This window comes from Anaeromassilibacillus sp. An172, assembly GCF_002160515.1.
Taxonomy (GTDB): Bacteria; Bacillota; Clostridia; order Oscillospirales; family Acutalibacteraceae; genus Limousia; species Limousia pullorum.
This window is the reverse complement of sequence record NZ_NFKS01000007.1, coordinates 80,313-99,550: the sequence shown is the minus strand read 5'-3', so window position 1 is coordinate 99,550 and position 19,238 is coordinate 80,313. Positions and strand designations below refer to the sequence as shown.

The following is a 19,238-nucleotide window of genomic DNA, read 5'->3' as shown; positions in this document are numbered from 1 at the left end:
TGTGCTTATGAAAGTCTTTCTGAAAAGAGAAACAACATCAGGAAATGTTATTTTTACAGTTAAAGACTGCATGAGTGATGATAAATACACGGTCACAGCCAAAGAGGGAACACCCATGTCAAAGGCGTATATAAAGGATAATTCCGGAATAAAACGACTTGTCATCAGGAGAATAAATCTTCCCATGTATACGCTTTATTCCATTTCATCGGGAGGAGAGAGGATTTCTCTTGTGACAAGCCACGGCACGGTGCCGGAATGTATTTTTTACGGAATAAGCTGGCACATCAGAGGGGATGTGCGGAAAAAATCCTATGATATAGTGGACGCTGATAACTCTGTTGTGGCGGCGGTTTCAAAAGCGGGAGTGGGAAAGTGCGACGCCCTTGCTTTAAATATATTCTGCGAACAGAGGGAGCTGTTTTCCATAGGCGTTGCCGTATGCCTTTCAATGGAAAAGGCTGTTGACTGCGAAGTGTTCCAAACAATATAAAATAACCCTATGAAAAGGTGGTAATGTTATGAATCGTTTATTGGCTTTACTCAGTGAAAGTACAAATTTCTCCACAGCTCAGCTTGCCATGATGCTTAATGAGCCTGAGGATTATATAAAAGCACAGATAAGAGAATATGAAAAAAGCGGTATAATCGTGGGCTATAAGGCTCTTGTAAACTGGGAAAAGGTTCAGGACGCAGGAGTTACCGCTCTTATTGAGCTTAAAGTAACACCTAAGATGGAAACCGGTTTTGACGAAATTGCCCAGAGAATTACCGAATTTGAACAGGTTGAGTCAGTTTACCTTATGGCAGGAGCTTACGACCTTGCTGTATACGTAAGAGGCGAAACCATTCAGGATGTGGCGACCTTTGTTTCCAGAAAGCTTTCCGCTATGGAGGGAATCATTTCCACAGCCACCCATTTCTTGCTTAAGAGATATAAAGAGGGCGGTATTCTGCTTGATTCCAACATAGAGAAGCAAGAGGAAAGAGAGGGTATTTGAGAAAACAATGGTGGATTATTCAAAGATATTAAATAAAAAGATAAAAGAGGTCAAACCGTCCGGCATAAGAAAGTTTTTTGATATTGCCAACGAAATGGAGGACGTTATATCACTTAGTATCGGTGAGCCGGACTTCCAGACACCTTGGCATATAAGACAAGCCGGAATTGACTCTCTTGAAAAGGGAAAAACATGGTACACCCCAAACAGGGGATTTATAAAGCTCAGACAGGAAATTTCAAATTACTTTGACAGAAGATTTAACGTAAAGTACGACCCCAACGATGAAATCCTTGTAACTGTAGGCGGAAGCGAAGCTATTGACGTGGTTTTGAGATGTGTTGTTGAGGAAGGCGACGAGGTTTTAATTCCTCAGCCGTCTTTCGTCTGTTATGAGCCGCTGGCTGTTATGGCAGACGCCACTCCGGTTATCATAGAAACCAAAAAGGAAAACAACTTCAAGCTTACACCTCAGGACATAGAGGAAAAAATCACCGACAAAACAAAGGTGCTGATACTTCCTTTCCCAAACAACCCCACAGGTGCGATTATGGAGAGAGAGGAACTTGAAGCTATTGCCGAGGTTATTGAAAAGCACGACCTTTTTGTACTTTCCGATGAAATTTACGGAGAGCTTACCTACAACGGAAAAGGCCATGTGGCTTTTTCCTCCATAGGAAATATGAAGGAAAGAACAGTCGTGGTTTCCGGATTTTCCAAAACCTACGCAATGACCGGCTGGCGTTTGGGATACGCCTTAGGCCCGAAGCCTGTTATCGACCAGATAACAAAGCTTCATCAGTTCGGCATTATGTCAGCTCCCACAACTGCCCAGTATGCGGCTATTGAAGCCCTTAAAAACGGCGATAAGGATATAGAAAACATGAGAAATCAGTACAACATGAGAAGACGTCTTTTAGTGGGAAGCTTTAACAAAATGGGACTTACCTGCTTTGACCCACAGGGCGCATTCTATGTGTTCCCATGCATCAAGTCAACAGGACTTTCCTCAGAGGAGTTCTGCACAAGACTTTTAAAAGCAAAGCATGTGGCTGTTGTTCCGGGCAACGCTTTCGGAGAAAGCGGCGAGGGCTATGTGAGAGTTTCCTATTCCTACTCCCTTGCCCATCTTAAAGAGGCTTTAAAGAGAATAGAAGAATTTTTAAAGGAACTTAAAGAGGAAAATTCCTAAACAAGAGGAGAAACTCTATGAAAATAAATGTTTTGGCTCCGGCAAAAATCAACCTGTCACTGGATGTAAACGGCTTGAGAAGCGACGGCTATCACTCCGTTTCAACGGTTATGCAGGCTGTGTCCATTTACGACGAGATAATACTTACCTCCAACGACAGCGGAGAAATCACTGTTTCCTGTGATTATCCGGGAGTTCCCTGCGACGAAACAAACATAGTTTACAAGGCGGCTGTGCAGTTTTTTAACTATACAAAAATACCTCAGTCGGGAGTGCATATCGAGATAAAAAAAATCATCCCAACACAGGCGGGCATGGGCGGCGGAAGCAGCGACGGAGCGGCTGTGCTTGTGGGACTTAACAGAATGTTTGACGCCCATTTAAAGACAAAGGAGCTTTGTCAGATAGGCGAAAGGGTGGGCGCTGACGTTCCATTCTGCATAAACGGCGGAACTCAGTACGGCACAGGAACCGGCGCAACTCTGGAAAAAATAAGGTCAATGCCAAGGGCTCAGATTGTAATCTGCAAGCCACAGGATGTTTCCGTTTCCACAAAGGAAGCTTACGCCAAGGTGGACGAGATGCCGGCAAAGGTTGCGGACTATAGCAAGTACCTTATCAGGTCTATCTATAACGGAGATTTAAGAAATTTCTGTGCCACACTTTACAACGATTTTGAAGAGGCTCTGCAAATTCCTCAGGTTGCCGAGATAAAGAAAATCATGTACCAAAACAAGGCAAAAGGCGCTTTGATGACCGGTTCCGGTTCGGCTGTTTACGGACTTTTCTCCTCCGAAAGACATGCGAAAAAATGCATAGAGGTTTTGAAAGAAAACTATCAGGATGTATTTCTCTGCAAGCCTGTAAAGGACGGCTGTAAAATTGTTTCGGTTGATTTGGATTAAATGAATATTAAAAAAATACCTGCCCATAATCACGTTAAGAAACGTGAAGGGCAGGTTTTTTTATGAAAATAATGTTTAAATCCATGTGCGTGGGATTTGTTCTCACTGTAATATTTTCCTTTTTACCTTTTCAGACAGTGTGTGAAACGCTGACCCAGGATGTTCTGAGATTACATATACTTGCAAATTCAGATACAAACGAAGACCAGGAGTTAAAGCTTTTGGTAAGGGACGAAATAACCAAGGAGTGCAAGGAGCTTTTTACAGAAGCTCAGTCTTTGGAGGAAGCAAAGGAAATAACCCTTGAAAACCTTGAAGAGCTGAACAAAACTGCAGCCACCGTTATTAAAGAGCAGGGGAAGGATTACACAGTATCTGTGCAGCTGTGTGAGGAATATTTCAATACAAGATACTACGGAAGCGTAACAATGCCGGCAGGAAAATACACAGCCTTGCAGATTAAAATAGGCAAGGCGAAAGGTGAAAACTGGTGGTGCGTTTTGTATCCCTCATTGTGCGTTGGGACGTCCACAGATTATGAAAGCTTTGAGGAAAACCTGACGCCCCAGGAATGCAGTGTGGTTTCCTCGGGAAATAAATATGAGTTCAAATTTAAAATCGTTGAGGCGGTAACAAGCTTTTTTAAATTTTTAGGATTTTAAACATGACCTTTTTATGACCTATAAATTGTGATATAATTTAAAAATAATATGATTGATGAGATGAAATATAATAATCAAGAGGTGATAATGTGCTTAATATAATAACAGGACGAAGCGGATGCGGAAAAACCCGGAGAGTTTCTCAAATATTGGCGGAAATTGCCGCCGGCGGGGAAAAATGCATGATGATTGTCCCTGACCAAAGCACCTTTGAAAACGAAAAAATGTTTTTGCGTTTGCTGGGGCCTAAGCTTGCGGGAAATGTTCTGGTTTTCGGATTTACAAGACTTTGCAAGTATATTTTTGAAAATACAGAGGGGAAAATTCCCTTGTGTATAGATGACGGTGACAGACAGCTTGTTATGTCTTTGGCTTTGGAGGAAACCGCCCAGAATCTTTCCCTTTTCTCCTCGGAAAAAAGGCGAGGGGAGTACATAAAAACACTTTTGCAGACCGTCACCGACTATAAAAAATGGGGAATAACTCCTCAGATGCTTGAGGATGTTTCTTCAAAAACAAAGGATAAAATGCTTAAAGCCAAGCTTTCTGAAACCGCATTGGTTTACAGTGCTTACGACGCAATTTTAAACGACGACAGGGAAAACAAAATCGACCCCTTTGACATGACAGAGGCGGCATATGACCGACTTGCAGGCACAGACCTTTTTAAAGGAATGGTTGTGGCGGTGGATTCTTTCAGAGATTTCACCGGCAGGCAGACAAAACTGCTTTCAAAAATAATGGAGAGAAGCTCACAGTTTTACATGACCGTAACCGACGACCCAACTGCTCCCGACGGCTCGGGACTTTTCGCCTCCACAAGAGCCAACAGGAGAATTTTTGAAAATCAGGCAAAAGAAAATAATATAGAAATCTCAAAGCCTGTGGTTTTGCAGGAAAACAAACGCTTTGAAAATGATGAGCTTTTGTATCTTGAGCGTGGTTTTCTTTCCGGAAGCTCTGAAACCTGCGACGATGCAGTTGAAAATGTTTTTCTTTCACGATGCGGCAGTATTTATTCCGAGGCGGAAAATGTCGCCTGTGAAATTAAAAAACTGATAATTGAAGAGAATTTCAGATACGGGGATATTTCGGTGGTGTTTCGCCATGGGGAGAGCTATGCGCCGGTTATTACAACGGTTTTTGACAAGTACGAAATCCCATATTTCTGCGATATTCCCGAGGACATAAGCGTAAAGCCCCTCATTAGACTTATAAAAGGCTGTATTTCCGCCGCAGTTTCAGGTTTTGACCGTGAAGAGGTTTTAAAAATTATGAAAACCGGACTTACAAATGTGACTGCTTACGAAACCTCGGTGTTTGAAAATTACCTGCTTATGTGGTCTATAACAGGAAAGAACCTGACAAAGCCATTTACCGCCAACCCCTCGGGCTTCGGTGCGGAGATGGGGAAAAAGGAGCAGGCGGAGCTTATGGAACTTGAAGCCATAAGACAGAAAATAATGACGCCTCTTATGAATTTTAAAAACAGCTGTGATGATACGGGTTGCAGGGAGATTTCAAAATCACTCTATCAGCTCTTAAAGGATTTGCACACAGAGGAACAGCTTGAAAATATGTATCAGAGCCTTTCAAAGCTTGGACTTGAAAACCAAAGCGAGGAACAGGTGCGATTGTGGGAAATGGTCATGGGAATCCTCGACAAAATGGTTTTGATTTTAGGTGACAGCAGACTGAGCCTTAAAAGATATTCGGAGCTTCTTGATTTACAGTTTCAAGCCTCGGAAATCGCCTTTATCCCCGAGGGTTTGGACAGGGTCACAATGGGTCAGGCGGACAGAATAAGACTAAACGGAGCAAAGGCTGTTTTCATTGTGGGAGCTATAGAGGGACAGTTCCCCACCGTGCCGGTAGAAGAGGGAATTTTCAGCGACAGGGAGAAAAAGGAGCTTTATAATCTGGGACTTCCGGCTTCCGATTTCTTTGAAGAGGTTTTAAACAAGGAAAAGTTTATCGCCTATTATGCCCTTTCCGCTTCAAGTAAAAAGGTCTTTGTTTCCTGGTACAGAACATCACTTTCAGGAGATGAAAACGAACCCTCGGTTATAGTTCGTGAGATTTTGAGAATTTTCCCTCAGATACATATAGAAACAGATGAATTTTTAGAGCCTGAACAGGTGCTGTGGTGTGAAAAGCCCTCCTTTGAGCTTTGCGCAAAAAAATACGGCGACAGAACAAGCGACGGTTTTGCTTTCGGACTTGTAAAGTATTTTGAAAATTCTGAGGAATACAAAAACAAAATGAAAGCTTTGGAAAGAGCGGTAAAGCGCAGTCATTCCGTTATAGAAAATCCCGATACAGCAAAAGCCTTGTTCGGTAAAAACTTTGCCATGTCCGCTTCCCAGGCGGAAAAATATCATCTTTGCCCCTTTAGCTATTTTTGCACCTACGGACTGAAAGCCCAGGAGAGAAAAACCGCAAAGATGACACCAAGCGAGTACGGAACTATCATACATTATACTTTGGAAAACTATTTCAAGGATTTTGACAGGGAAAAAATTCTCACCAAAGAGGAAATAGTTTCAAAGGTTCAAGAGCTTTTGGAGCAGTACAGCGAAAAATATTTGGGCGAGGAAGCAAAGGAAAATCACTCCCTTATGTTCCTTATGGAAAAGCTCAGGGATAACGCCGCAGGACTTATCGAGAGAATAAGTGAGGAGCTTTCCCAAAGCGAATTTGTGCCGAGAGATTTTGAACTCAGCATAGGAAAAGATATAGAGCCCTACAAAATAGAAACCGAAGAGGGCGCAAGTATATCGGTTTACGGAGTTATCGACAGGGTTGACGTTATGGAGAAAAACGGCGAAACCTATGTGAGAATAATAGACTACAAAACCGGCAAAAAGGAGTTTAAGCTTTCGGATATTCTTTTTGGTCTTAATATGCAGATGCTCATATATATGGAAGCTCTGTGTCAGGGAACGGGAAAATACAAAGGAACAAAACCAATCCCAGCAGGAATACTCTATATGCCGTCGGGAAGCGTCTTTGTTGACTCAGATTTCTCCATGGACAGCGGAAAAATCCAGCAGGAGATAGACAAGGAAAGAAAAATGAAAGGCCTTGTGCTCAATAACGACACAGTTATAAAGGGCATGGAAAAGAACGTGGGGGGAGTTTATCTTCCTGTAAAGCTCAACAAAAGCGGCGATAAGTACACAAGCACTGAAAGCCTTGTAAACGCTGTGGAAATAAAGAGAATTTTTGACAAGATAAATTCCATTCTTAAAAAGATGGTAAAGGAACTGCTTAACGGAAAAATAGGTCAGATTCCCGCAAAGGGAACAACAGACGCCTGCGCTTTTTGTCCTTACTGGCAGGTGTGCGGCTATGAAGAGGGAATGGAGAGCAGGGAAGTATTTAAGCTTAGCAAAGCAGACGTTATGGAAATTCTTGAAAATGAGGAGGGCGGACAGTAATGGGCAGACAGTGGACTGAAAATCAAAAGAACGCAATAAATGCAAGGGGAGGTTCCCTGATAGTTTCCGCCGCCGCAGGTTCGGGAAAAACAGCGGTTTTGGTTCAGAGGGTAATAGAGAGAATAACCGACAGCGAAAAGCCCTGCGACGCCGACAGGCTTCTTGTGGTTACCTACACAAGGGCGGCTGCTGCGGAAATGCTTCAAAGAATAAACGACAGAATAAGCGAGCTGCTGGAAAAAGACCCGTTAAACCCTGCATTAAGACGTCAGCAGAACCTTTTGGCAAAGGCGGACATCTCCACAATACACAGCTTTTGTTCACGAGTTATAAGGGAGTTTTCCTCAAGTCTTGATATCTCAGCAGATGTGAGAATAGGCGAGGACGGGGAGCTTATGGTAATGCGCAACGAGGCTATGGACTTAACCCTCAGCAAATTTTACGGTGAAAACAATGAGTATTTTAACCGGCTTGCCTCCGCCTTTTCCTCGGGACGTGACGACGTTAAGCTTAGAAATATCATATTTAGATTGTACGACTTTTTAAGGTCACACCCCTTTGCCGACAGCTGGCTTCAGGAAAAGCTAAGCTTTTACAGAGAGGGTCAGGAGGTTTCACAGACAGTATGGGGAAAAATTATCCGTGATTACTGCGTGGGCGCATGTCAGTACAGCTTGTCCGTGGCTGAAATTTCTATGGAGATTTCCACAGAGGAAGAAAAAATCTACAACGCCATAAACCTTTTGCTGGCTTCCGATTTGGCTTTTTTAAGGAGCATGAGCGAAACTCTTGAAAGTGGCACATGGGACGAAATAAAACAGAAGCTTTCATCATTTGAAAAGGGAACTTTCAGAACTCCAAGGGGTTATAAAGACCACCCATTGGCGGTAAAGCTAAAACAAAACAGAGAAATAATAAAAAGCACAGTCGAGGAAATGCAGAAGCTTTTCGCCCAAAGCGAGGAGGAATGTCTTGAGGATATAGACTATCTCCGCCCCATTGTTGAACAGATGTTTTTGTGCATAAAGGAGTTCGGGGAGAATTTTTCAAAGCTCAAGGAAAGCAAAAACATAGTTGACTACAGCGATTTGGAGCATTACACTCTGCAAATTCTTGTAAAAAGAGAGAACGGCGAAATAACCTTTACCGAGGAAGCAGACAGAATTTCTCAGAGATTTGATGAGGTTATGGTTGACGAGTATCAGGACGCCAACGAGGTTCAGGATTTGATTTTTAAAGCTATAAGCCGTGAAAAAAATCTCTTTGTGGTTGGCGACGTAAAGCAGAGCATTTACGGTTTCCGTCAGGCGATGCCGGAAATATTTCTGAGAAGACGTGAAAGCTGTGAAAGATATAATCCCGACAAGGATAACTACCCTGCGAAAATAATTCTGGAAAAGAATTTTAGAAGCCGAAAGACAGTCACCGACGGGGTAAACTTTGCCTTTGAACGCCTTATGTCAAAAGAGGTTGGCGACATGGAGTACAACGAGGATGAAATGCTTGTGTCCGGCGCATCCTATCCGGAAACGGAAGAAGCCGGTGTGGAGGTTCATTTTCTGGAATACCCCGGCGGCGGAGATATGTGCGTATTTGAGGCAAGGCACATTGCGGAGGAAATAAGAAAACTCCGCTCCACAATGAGGATAACCCGTGACGGACAGCAGGTACCGCCTGATTTCGGCGACTTTGCAATACTTTTGAGAAACGCAAATTCCTTTTTCCCTATCTACATAAAGGAGCTTGAAAAATACGGAATACCTGCGGTTTACGAGAAGTCCGAGGGATTTCTCAAAAACAAAGAGGTAGCTCTTGCTATGAATATCCTCAGAATAATCGACAATCCTGTGCAGGATATACCTCTTATCTCGGTGATGATGAGTCCCCTTTACGGATTCAGCGCAGATGAAATGTCGATGCTGAGAATTTTTTCAGATTCACCAAGACTTTACGGTTCAATGCTGGATATAATTTCAAAATATTCGGAGGGAAACAAAACAGGAGAAACTACGCCCCCTAAAAGCGTGGTGGAGCGTTTTGAAAAGTTTACAGAGGAGATTTCAAATTTCAGAGCCATGGCGGCAGTTATGTCCGCTCAGGAGCTTATGAGCAAGGTCTATGACGTTACCGGAATAGAAGCGGTTGTCAGCGCCTCGGGAAACGGAGAAACAGCGGTAAACAACCTGCGCAGACTGAGAGAATACGCCGCAGACTATGAGAAAAACTCCGATAAGGGTCTTTCAGGCTTTATAAGATATGTGGACAGATTGTTTGAATACGGCTCTGACTTGACAGGAGCGGCAAACACCCAGTCACAGGGTTCAAACTCTGTAAGAATAATGAGCATACACAAAAGCAAGGGGCTGGAATTTCCAATATGCTTTGTAGCCGCCATGTCTAAAGGTTTTGTATCGGACGCTTCCCAAAACGTGCTTATACATTCAAAGTTAGGCGTTGCCATGAAGCGAACCTATCCTGAGCTTATGTGCAGAAGAAGCACAATGCCAAGAGAAGCTCTCGCCATAGAAATGAAAAGAAGCGAAAAGTCGGAGGAACTTAGAGTTTTGTATGTGGCGATGACCAGGGCAAAGGAAAAGCTTATAATGCTCTGTTCCTCAAAGGATGTGGAAAAAGAGCTTAAAGCCGTGGGAGCTGGAATGACAGGCGTTGGGAAAATCCCATCCCATTTTGTAAGGGAAGCCGGCTCTCCGGGAAAATGGATAACAATGTGCAGTCTTTTGCACCCATGCTGCGGAGAGCTGAGAAAGCTTGCGGACTGCGAGGATATTTACAGGGCGGAAAACGTACAAAGGGAAGTTTGGAAAACAGAAATCTTTAAGTACACTCAGGAGGAAGAAGAGGAAATCACCACGGAAGCTTCCTGCGATGAAAACAGCCTCAAGGAAGAGGAAAAGAGAATTGAGAAAATCCTCACGGAAAGAAAGAATTTTAAATATCCTTACAGTGAGCTTGCGGACATACCTGTAAAGGTTACGGCTTCTGCTTTAAACGAAAAGGAAAGGCCGGTATATTTCAAAAAGCTTGCGCCACCTGCATTTTTGGGAGAGGAGAAGCTCACCGCCGCCCAAAAGGGAACGGCAATGCACCTTTTCTTCCAAAGCTGTGATTTTAATTTACTTAAAGAAAATCCTCAGAATGAAGTAAAAAGACTTGCGGAAAAAGGTGTTTTGTCGCCTGCTCAGGCGGAAGCTATAGACATAAAGCTTGTGGAGAGCTTTACAGAAAGTCCTCTGTTTAAGAGAATTACAGCTTCAAAAAATGTTATGAAGGAATACACATTTTCCGTTGAAATTCCTGTGTCAATGGTAAATCCTCAGATACAAAAGGAACTTTCAGACGAAAAGGTCATATTGCAGGGAGCGGTTGACCTTGCCTTTGAGGAAAAGGGTAAGCTTGTGATTGTGGACTATAAAACCGACAGGGTAAAAGAACCGGAGTTTTTGGCAGAGGAATACAGAAAACAGATAGCCCTTTATAAAAACGCCATGGAGCAAACCACAGGACTTGAGGTTTCCGCCTGCCTTATCTATTCCATAGTCCTGGGAAAAGAAATAGAGGTTTCAGTTTAAATTTATCACCGTAAAATTTTATTATCATATTATGTCATATGAGAATTTTATACGGTGATAATATGAAAGACTATTTTATGTACAGAGTAGAAAAGGGAGATACCTTTTGGAAAATAGGGGAAAAGTTCGGAGTTTCTCCCCTGGATATTTTTACAAAAAACTCCATAGATAAACCCAGAAGAGCCTGCCCAGGAGAGGTTTTGAAAATCCCTCTTAAAGGAACAAAAATCCCTATGTTTTACAGGGTAAAAGAGGGCGACACTCTATGGAAAATCTCCCGGGAAAACGGAGTGCCTATAAACGTACTTATAGACATAAACAACCTCGAAAACCCGGGAGGACTGCGAAAAGGAAAGATAATAAAGCTTAGGGAAAAATAAAAGGCGGTGGATGAATGAAGCTTAACGAGGCGGTAAGATGCCGGTTTCTGGAATTGTTAAAAGAAAAAAACATGACCCAATATCAGCTTTACATGAAAAGCGGAGTTCCGAAATCTACAATAGGAAATATAATAAACTGCTCTTACGAGTCCGTAAAGCTCAGGGTCATCCATGAATTATGTCAGGGTTTGGAAATCGACCTTAAAACATTTTTCAATTCTCCACTTTTTAATGAAGAAAATCTCGAACCATAAAACAACCCCTTCGATACGTTTTTTGTACCGAAGGGGTTTGATTATTTTTTATCTTCTCTTTTAATGTATTCTTCCGAGTCCAAGTCTATGTCGATGTTTAATTCTTTTCTGTTTATAGGCTTTTCATCAGGCTTGCTCTTTTTTGCAGGAGCAGGTCTTGTCTTTGGCTCGGCTTTTTTGTCCTCGTGGGATATTACTTTTTCGGCTTGACCGGAGGTTTCTTTTACGGTTTTAACCGAAACATTTTTTTCGTGTACGACTTTTTGCTTGGCTTTTGCCTTTTCTTCCTCGGCTCTAAGTCTTTCAAGCTTTTGTCTTTTAACACGCTTTTTGACGGTCTGTTTTATGAGAGCGTAGACAACAGAGGTCAACGGAATAAAGAGTATCATTCCGGCTATGCCGAAAATGCTTCCGCCCAAAGTTACCGCAGCCAAAACCCACATGGCGGGAAGTCCGATAGAGCCGCCCACAACTCTCGGGTAAATGAAGTTTCCTTCAATCTGCTGTAAAACAAGGAAGTAAACAACAAACCAGATTGCCTGTATAGGGTTTTGTATGAGGATGAAAAATGCTCCTACAAAGCATCCTGTGAAAGCTCCGATAATCGGGATAAATGAAAGCACTGCAATAAGTACGGATATCATTGCCGCATATGGGAAGCGGAAAATGCTCATTCCTATGAAGCACAGAGAGCCTAAAATCAAGGCTTCAAGACACTGACCGGAGAAAAATCCGGAGAATACAGAGTCGATAAGAGCTGTGATATCGAAAAATTTCTTGTATGCCTTTTTGGGAAGGAAAGAGCGAAGCACGATTTTAACCTGACGTGCAAGACTTTCTTTTCCCAAAAGAATATAAAGAGCGAAGATAAAGGACATGAAAAATGTTCCGATACCGCTGAACACCGCAGTTGCCGCCGATATGGAGGAGGAAACCGCCTGAGTTCCGAAACTGCTTAAAAATCCGGTTATCTGTTTTCCAACATTGTTCCAGTCGATTTGAATGTTCTCAAGGAATGAAAGATATCCCGGAAGGGATTTTGAAACCTCTTGGAAGAACTTCTGACATTCCCTCATAAATCCGGGGATTTCCGCAGAAAGTGAGGAAACCGTTTCGCCTATCTGAGGGGCTACGATAAATGCGGCGCCAATCAAAAGGGCTAAAATCAATACAATTGCCAAGACAAGACTTACAAGCCTTATGACCATTGATTTTTCTTTTTTCGGTTCTTTTTTTCTGATGGCTCTAACAAGCTTTGTGAGATTGCGCTCGATAAACCGCATTGGGATATTTAAAAGAAATGCGATAAATCCGCCTAAAATAAAAGGAAAAATAAATCCGATAACAACACCCAGGAAATCAAATATGGGCCCCAAGTTGTTAAGCGCCCAGTATAGAACAACACCGCCGCCAACTATGATTCCAAGGCGTTTAAAAAATAGTTTTTGGTTATCCAATATATACACCTCTTTTTTTAATTTTATAGTACATCAAACTGAGAATATTCATCTGTATCAAAGGAAATAAAGTGATTTCTCTTGTTTTTAAAACCGTGAAAATCGCTTCCGCAGGTTACAAACAGTCCGTATTTTTCTGCAAGCCTGCAAAGGCTGAGTCTTTCTTCGTGGGTAAAATCTCCGTAAAGTGCTTCAATTCCGTCAACGCCTAAGCTTATGGTTTTTTTCAGAATTGCTTCCACCTGGTTTTCATCAATAAGCTGTTTCTTAAAATTTCTGTAAACATTAAAGGGATGCGCCCATACCGCTTTGCCGCCTGCCTTATGTATTAGGTCTATGGAGTCCTTTAAAGAAAAATTCTCGCTGTCCAGAGCAGAACTGTAGTTATAGACGTCCTCCACTGCTTTTTCAAGGTTTGGATTGTCGCTGTAGTTTTTTTCTATGTGTGCGGCGATATCAAGCATCTGCATTACGATTCCGCAGCTTATGTCAACCTGAGTGTAGTCAAAAAACATTCCGTATTTTTCTAGGCTCTTTATAAGAACATCGTAGGTCTTTCTTACCCTTGCGGCTCTGTCGTCCAGTGCATCGTTGAGTTCTTTGTTATGAATATCAAAGCCGTATCCCAAAAGGTGCAGGCAGTATTTGCCGTCGCAGTGAGGATAATGTTCTTCCCTTGTGGTGAACTCCACGCCCGGGAGAAAATCAAGCTTTCCCTTTGAGTAATTTTGGGCGGTTTCCAATCCCTTTATGCTGTCGTGGTCTGACACTGCCAGTGCGGAAACGCCTTTTGAAACTGCCAAATCTATAAGCTCCTCAGGAGTTTTTGTGCCGTCGGAATTACCTGTATGTGTATGATAGTCTTTAATCATTTAAACCATCTTCTTTTTTAGATTTTTATTCGTATCTATATTATCATACCTATAAATTTAAAGCAATAAGATCTTTTGTGTATTACAGGAGAAAAATAGATTAAATTTGCAACATAATTTCAGATAAAATATAAAATTATTACACTTCTTTTGTTTTGTAAAGTAAAGAGTTAACCGGTCACGAAAAAATTAAAAATCTCAATAATTACGGATAAATTATCCATAATATAATTGAGGTGATACAATGGCTCGAGATTTGATTAAACTGTTGAAAATTTTACTGATTTCCTTTGTTTTGATTTACCTTGTTTTTCCTTTGGTACACGAGGGCGGACATGCCTTTTTCTCTATTTTAGCAGGAGCGGAGGTTTTGTCCGTGGAGATTTTTCCAACGCCCTCGGTGCTTTGTTCCTCCATTGGACTTGAAACCTTTGAAATCCTTTTTATTGGAAGCGGCGGAATGGTGATGACATTTCTTTTTTCGGTGATATTCAATTTTAAAAAGAATTTTTATCTTTGGTATTCCGGTTTTTTCTTTAGGGTGATAACATCAATTTCACTTCTTATTTCCTGTATATCCTCGGTGCTGTGGGGCTTTGGTATCTCCCTTGAAAATGAGGACGCAGTTATAATGCTAAATTTCTGTAACCCTGCCCTTTATCCCATTATTTTAGGTACAGCATCACTTTTGTTTTTTACCATTGTGATGATAAAAAGGGATGATTTTATAAAACGCATAGGTGAATTTTTCGATGTGAGATTTACAGAAAAAACAAAGAATTATGCAAAAGAAAACGAAGGCCATAAAATATGACCTTCGTTATTTTTAGTTTAATTTAAGGGGAGCAATTAAGCCTCGTATCCGTTAGGATTGCTTGACTGCCAGTGCCATGAATCACGGCACATGTCCTCGAGAGTCTTTTCTGCTTTCCAGCCAAGGCCTTCGTAAGCCTTCTTAGGATCTGCATAGCACTCTGCGATATCGCCTGGGCGGCGTGGCTTGATTTCGTAAGGAATTTCAACGCCGTTAACCTTCTGGAATGCATTTACGATGTCAAGAACGCTGTAACCTGTACCTGTACCCAGGTTGAATACCTCTGCACCCTTATGAGCGTCAGCATAGTCGATAGCCTTAACGTGGCCCTTTGCAAGGTCAACAACATGGATAAAGTCACGAACACCTGTACCGTCGTGTGTTGGGTAGTCATTTCCGAATACGCCCAAGCATTTAAGCTTGCCAACAGCAACCTGTGTTATGTAAGGCATAAGGTTGTTTGGAATACCGTTTGGATTCTCACCGATTCTTCCGCTCTCGTGAGCACCGATTGGGTTGAAGTATCTGAGAAGAACAACAGAGAGGTCAGGGTCAGCAACGCATGCATCCTTGAGAATCTGCTCAATCATAAGCTTTGTCCAGCCGTATGGGTTGGTGCAGCTTGTTGGCATTGTTTCTACGAGAGGAACTGTCTCAGGAATACCGTAAACTGTTGCGGAAGAACTGAATACGATGTTGTGAACTCCGTGCTTCTTCATAACTTCGAGAAGTGTAAGTGTGGAGTCGATATTGTTTCTGTAATATTTAATCGGAATAGATACGCTTTCGCCAACAGCCTTAAGTCCTGCAAAGTGGATAACTGCGTCAATCTTGTTTTCCTCAAACACTTTGTCAAGAGGCTCGAAGTCGCATACGTCTACATTGTAAAGAGGTACTTTCTGTCCGATAAGCTCTTCAACTCTTTTTACTGCTTCAGGGCTGCTGTTGCAGAAGTTGTCTACGATAACAGCAGTGTGACCAGCCTTGTAAAGCTCGATGCAAGTATGAGTACCGATGTAGCCGGCTCCGCCTGTCAATAAAATGTTCATTTCAAATCTCTCCTTTATTAAGGCTTCTAAACCTTTTTTACACTAAAATGATACACCTTTTTAATGAAAAAAACAAGAGATTTTTAAACATTTATTGCACAATATTTAAAACTTACCAGCTTTTACAGAGTGAATGATTTTTAAAAAATTATAATTAAATCTGTGAATCCGTGCTGTCACTCTGGAGCTTTTCCAGTTTTCTCTGAATCTGTCTTGTGCGGACTCCAACCAGCTTGTCCAGCTCGTTGTTTGCCTGTTCCAATCTTTGCTGTGTGTTTTCCAAAACAGTTGAAAACTTGTCGAACTCACCTTTAACAGAGCTTAAAACCTCCCAAACCTGTGCGCTTCGCTTTTGAACAGCCAATGTTTTAAAGCCCATTTGCAGGCTGTTAAGCAAAGCCGCCATGGTGCTGGGGCCTGCAAGGTTTATTTTGTACTCACGCTGTAAAATTTCAACCATTCCACGGTTTACAGCTTCCGCATAAAGTCCCTCAAAGGGCAGGAAAAGAATTGCAAAATCTGTTGTATAGGGCGGGCATACATATTTTTCGTGAATGTCACGGGCTTCACTTTTAAGTCTTGAAACAAGAGCCTTTGCCGCCTCATCGATTTTTGCCTTGTCGCCCTGTTCGTATGCATCCACAAGGACTGTGTAGGTGTCGCCGGGAAACTTTGAGTCTATAGGAAGATATATAAAGCCGTTGTCCTCAGCCGGAAGCTTTACCGCAAATTCCACGGGATTTTTTGACTTGGGAACAGTAACCACATTTTCGCAGTACTGCTCCGGTGAAAGTATCTCCTTGAGTATGGCGGAAAGCTGAAGCTCTCCCAAAATACCCCTTGTCTTTACGTTGGAGAGAACCTTTTTCAAATCTCCCACACCTGCGGCGAGATTCTGCATTTCTCCAAGTCCCTTGTAAACCTGTTCCAGCCTTTCTGTAACAAGGGAGAAAGAGCGTGTCATTTTTTCTTCCAGTGTTTTTTGAAGCTTTTCGTCAACGGTCGCCCTCATTTGTTCCAGCTTTTGGCTGTTTTCATCCCTGATAAACTCAAGGCGTTTTTCAACGGTCTGACGTATCTGTTCCAGCTTCTGCTGGTTGTCCGAAGAAAAGGTGCCAAGTCGCTGTTCCAGCTGCATAAGCTTTTCCGTCTGTGAAGCGGAGAAATTCTGCTGGTTTACGGAAAGCATGTTTCCCATTGAAGAAATGCTCTGCTGGGTGGTTTTCTGCATCTCCTGACGTAACGCCTGATTGTTTTTGTAAAGGGCGTCGGTGAGAGCCTTTTCGGAAATACCACCTGATGAACCGTTCTTTTTTGAGAACAAAAGATACACGACGGCTGCGGCAAGGATAATCACTGCCACAGCCAAAATCCATGTCAGTACATCGTTCATATTATCACCTCTTATAATTACTAAGATGATAATACCATAACAAATGTTCGATGTCAATTGCAGACTGTTATTTTGTTGAAATATGTTTTATTATTTTTCAGTCATCGGAAAAATCCGTGCAGATAATTTTTTCACAGCCCTCAGGGGAATACATAAAGCTTTCCATTCTGTCGCCGTTAAAGAAGTATTCCGGAGTATGGGGACTGTAGCTGTATGGGAATGTATCGATTATAATAAGCTTTATTTTCATTTTAGATGGGATAATGCTCTTTATGTAAACGCTTGCCTGCTGACCTACCTTGACGCCCTCTTTTGTTTCCGCCAGTCCTGCAAGGTTTGGGGAAAGCTCCACAAATGCCCCGTAGTTTTCTACTGAACGGACAATTCCCGTGACTGTTTCTCCCGGTGTAAATCTTTGGGCGTTTTCTTCCCATGTTCCCAAAAGCTCTTTATGGCTTAAAGAAATTCTTCCGTTTTCTATGGATTTCACCACTGCCTTTATATCCATGCCGGGATAAAATCTCTCTTTGGGATGTTCAATTCTTGAAACTGAAATTGAGTCAATGGGCAAAAGAGCCACAATTCCGCAGCCTATATCAGCAAAGGCTCCGAACTGCTCCAAATGGGTTATCTTTGCAGGGATAACGTCGCCTTTTCTCAGGCGGCTTGTGTAGTTTTCCATGCATTTTTTCTGAGCCTTTTCCCTTGATAGTACAATGAGGGGAGAACCGTTTTCATCGGCGGTTATTTCCGTAATCACAAAACAAACCGGGCGGTTTACCCTTGAGATAACGGCGATATCCCTGACAGTGCCTTCTTTTATTCCTGCCGCACCTTCTTCACGTGGGATAATTCCTTTAATTCCGCCCAAATCCACAATTAAATTGTGCTTTGCGTCGCAGACCACCGCCACCGCCTCTAATATTTTTTCCTCACGCATGGCGTCACCCAGGGTTTGGAGGTTTTTAAGGCTGTTTCGGTTTTCTTCTGTGTTTATTAGATTTCCTTCCGGTAAATATGCTGTCATTTTAACGCCTCCGTTTTGTTATCTTTTCTCAATATACTATGAAAAGATTTTTCCTAATATAACCAATGTGACGCTTTTTTGAATTTTGAAAGTAAAATTCAAGTTCTATTGAAATTGTAGTAATTTTATAATAAAATATATGGTGCAGACCTATTTTTGCAACAAAAGATATATATGGTCAAAGGATAATGAAAGGAAAGAACACAATGAAAAATTCAAAGAAAATCATAAGCGTAATGCTTGCTGTAATGATGGCGGCAGCTTCCGCTTTTTCAATGGCAGGATGTTCAGGCGATAATAATGAAACAACATCAACAGACGAGTCAGCACAGACAACAACAGAAGCATCAACTACCGAAGAGGGCGCAACAGAAGAAGCTACCTATGACCCGGCAGACCTTGATGAAGTTGCCGAAGTAGTAGGAAAGTCCTACAAGGAAGATACAGAGCACGACTACGGATACCAGCTTGAAATGCCGGAGGTTGGAGAAACAATCGCAATTATCCACACATCTATGGGCGATATTTCTTTAAGACTCTTCCCGGAAAATGCTCCTAACACAGTAAACAACTTTATTGAGCTTGCTAAGGCAGGTAAATATGACAACACTATTTTCCACAGAGTTATAGACGACTTTATGATTCAGGGCGGCGACTTTGAGAACGGAGACGGCACAGGCGGTTCTACCTACAATGATGAAATCCTTGAGGATGAGTTCTGCGACAAGCTTTTGAACCTGAGAGGCGCAGTAGCTATGGCAAACTCAGGCCGTGACACAAACGGAAGCCAGTTCTTTATAAACCAGGCAGGCCCTGAAAATATTGACTGGGATGCACTTCAGAAGCAGTGGGAATACATGTATGAGGGTCTTTCAATGTACCATGCACAGGGCGTTGCAGACTACTTTGCAGGAATGTACGGTTCATACTGCTATAATCCTGAATCCGTTCCGGAGGAAGTAAAGGAGCTTTACAACCGGTACGGCGGCAACCCATCACTTGACGGCGCATACAACGCAGTTGACAGAGGTCACACAGTATTTGCTCAGGTATTTGAGGGAATGGATGTTGTAGACGCTATTGCCGCTGTTGAGACAGATTCCGAAACAAACAAGCCTTACGACGATGTTATTGTAACATCAGTTGAAATCACAACATATCAGGGATAATTTTTCCTGTGTAAATAGGAGAGGAGAGCAGTC

Annotated in this window: 16 protein-coding genes; 11 read left to right on the top strand and 5 right to left on the bottom strand. The window is 42.3% G+C overall.

Going from position 1 to position 19,238, the window contains the following annotated elements:
* Positions 1–7: 7 nt before the first annotated feature.
* From B5F08_RS05100 to B5F08_RS05060, 9 genes are all read left to right on the top strand, one after another.
* Complete coding sequence (locus B5F08_RS05100) at positions 8–493, top strand: hypothetical protein (RefSeq protein ID WP_087377033.1); 486 nt, start codon at positions 8–10, stop codon at positions 491–493.
* Between the two features lie 28 nt (positions 494–521).
* Positions 522–1,001, top strand: a complete 480-nt coding sequence (locus B5F08_RS05095) for an Lrp/AsnC family transcriptional regulator (RefSeq protein ID WP_087377031.1) — start codon at positions 522–524, stop codon at positions 999–1,001.
* A gap of 7 nt (positions 1,002–1,008) precedes the next feature.
* Entirely contained in the window at positions 1,009–2,193 is a 1,185-nt protein-coding gene (locus B5F08_RS05090; RefSeq protein WP_087377030.1) for an aminotransferase class I/II-fold pyridoxal phosphate-dependent enzyme, read from the top strand.
* 17 nt (positions 2,194–2,210) lie between these two features.
* The gene (gene ispE, locus B5F08_RS05085; protein ID WP_087377028.1) at positions 2,211–3,098 is read left to right on the top strand and encodes a 4-(cytidine 5'-diphospho)-2-C-methyl-D-erythritol kinase; all 888 of its coding nucleotides are present in this window, start codon (positions 2,211–2,213) and stop codon (positions 3,096–3,098) included.
* A gap of 62 nt (positions 3,099–3,160) precedes the next feature.
* A complete protein-coding gene (gene spoIIR / locus B5F08_RS05080) occupies positions 3,161–3,760 on the top strand; it encodes a stage II sporulation protein R (protein WP_087377026.1) in 600 nt (199 codons plus the stop codon).
* An 89-nt stretch (positions 3,761–3,849) separates the two neighbouring features.
* The gene (locus tag B5F08_RS05075) at positions 3,850–7,200 is read left to right on the top strand and encodes a PD-(D/E)XK nuclease family protein (RefSeq protein WP_087377024.1); all 3,351 of its coding nucleotides are present in this window, start codon (positions 3,850–3,852) and stop codon (positions 7,198–7,200) included.
* Positions 7,200–10,790: a helicase-exonuclease AddAB subunit AddA gene (addA, locus tag B5F08_RS05070; protein WP_087377022.1), complete on the top strand. Its 3,591-nt coding sequence runs from the start codon at positions 7,200–7,202 to the stop codon at positions 10,788–10,790. Before B5F08_RS05075 ends, addA begins: the two co-directional genes overlap by 1 nt.
* Positions 10,791–10,852: 62 nt before the next feature.
* On the top strand, positions 10,853–11,170 hold the full coding sequence (locus B5F08_RS05065) for a LysM peptidoglycan-binding domain-containing protein (RefSeq protein WP_158096223.1): 318 nt from the start codon (positions 10,853–10,855) through the stop codon (positions 11,168–11,170).
* Between the two features lie 14 nt (positions 11,171–11,184).
* Positions 11,185–11,424 carry a helix-turn-helix domain-containing protein gene (locus B5F08_RS05060; RefSeq protein WP_087377018.1) on the top strand — a complete coding sequence of 80 codons (240 nt, stop codon included), beginning with the start codon at positions 11,185–11,187 and terminating at the stop codon, positions 11,422–11,424.
* A gap of 41 nt (positions 11,425–11,465) precedes the next feature.
* Here B5F08_RS05060 and B5F08_RS05055 read toward each other — a convergent pair whose 3' ends face one another.
* Both B5F08_RS05055 and B5F08_RS05050 read right to left on the bottom strand, forming a co-directional pair.
* The gene (locus B5F08_RS05055) at positions 11,466–12,881 is read right to left on the bottom strand and encodes an AI-2E family transporter (RefSeq protein WP_087377016.1); all 1,416 of its coding nucleotides are present in this window, start codon (positions 12,879–12,881) and stop codon (positions 11,466–11,468) included.
* Between the two features lie 23 nt (positions 12,882–12,904).
* Positions 12,905–13,753 carry a PHP domain-containing protein gene (locus B5F08_RS05050; RefSeq protein WP_087377014.1) on the bottom strand — a complete coding sequence of 283 codons (849 nt, stop codon included), beginning with the start codon at positions 13,751–13,753 and terminating at the stop codon, positions 12,905–12,907.
* Positions 13,754–13,997: 244 nt separating this feature from the next.
* Here B5F08_RS05050 and B5F08_RS05045 point away from each other — a divergent pair, with 244 nt between their 5' ends.
* Positions 13,998–14,567: a hypothetical protein gene (locus B5F08_RS05045; protein WP_087377012.1), complete on the top strand. Its 570-nt coding sequence runs from the start codon at positions 13,998–14,000 to the stop codon at positions 14,565–14,567.
* 35 nt (positions 14,568–14,602) lie between these two features.
* Here the strand turns inward: B5F08_RS05045 and galE are convergent, their stop codons facing one another.
* From galE to B5F08_RS05030, 3 genes are all read right to left on the bottom strand, one after another.
* Positions 14,603–15,616: a UDP-glucose 4-epimerase GalE gene (gene galE / locus B5F08_RS05040; RefSeq protein WP_087377010.1), complete on the bottom strand. Its 1,014-nt coding sequence runs from the start codon at positions 15,614–15,616 to the stop codon at positions 14,603–14,605.
* A 154-nt stretch (positions 15,617–15,770) separates the two neighbouring features.
* Positions 15,771–17,009: a DNA recombination protein RmuC gene (locus B5F08_RS05035; RefSeq protein ID WP_087377008.1), complete on the bottom strand. Its 1,239-nt coding sequence runs from the start codon at positions 17,007–17,009 to the stop codon at positions 15,771–15,773.
* Between the two features lie 97 nt (positions 17,010–17,106).
* Positions 17,107–18,036 (bottom strand): S1 RNA-binding domain-containing protein, encoded by a 930-nt coding sequence (locus tag B5F08_RS05030; protein ID WP_087377006.1) that lies wholly within the window; start codon positions 18,034–18,036, stop codon positions 17,107–17,109.
* 206 nt (positions 18,037–18,242) lie between these two features.
* Between B5F08_RS05030 and B5F08_RS05025 the strand changes: the two genes are divergently transcribed.
* Entirely contained in the window at positions 18,243–19,205 is a 963-nt protein-coding gene (locus tag B5F08_RS05025) for a peptidylprolyl isomerase (RefSeq protein ID WP_158096222.1), read from the top strand.
* The last annotated feature ends 33 nt before the right edge of the window (positions 19,206–19,238 follow it).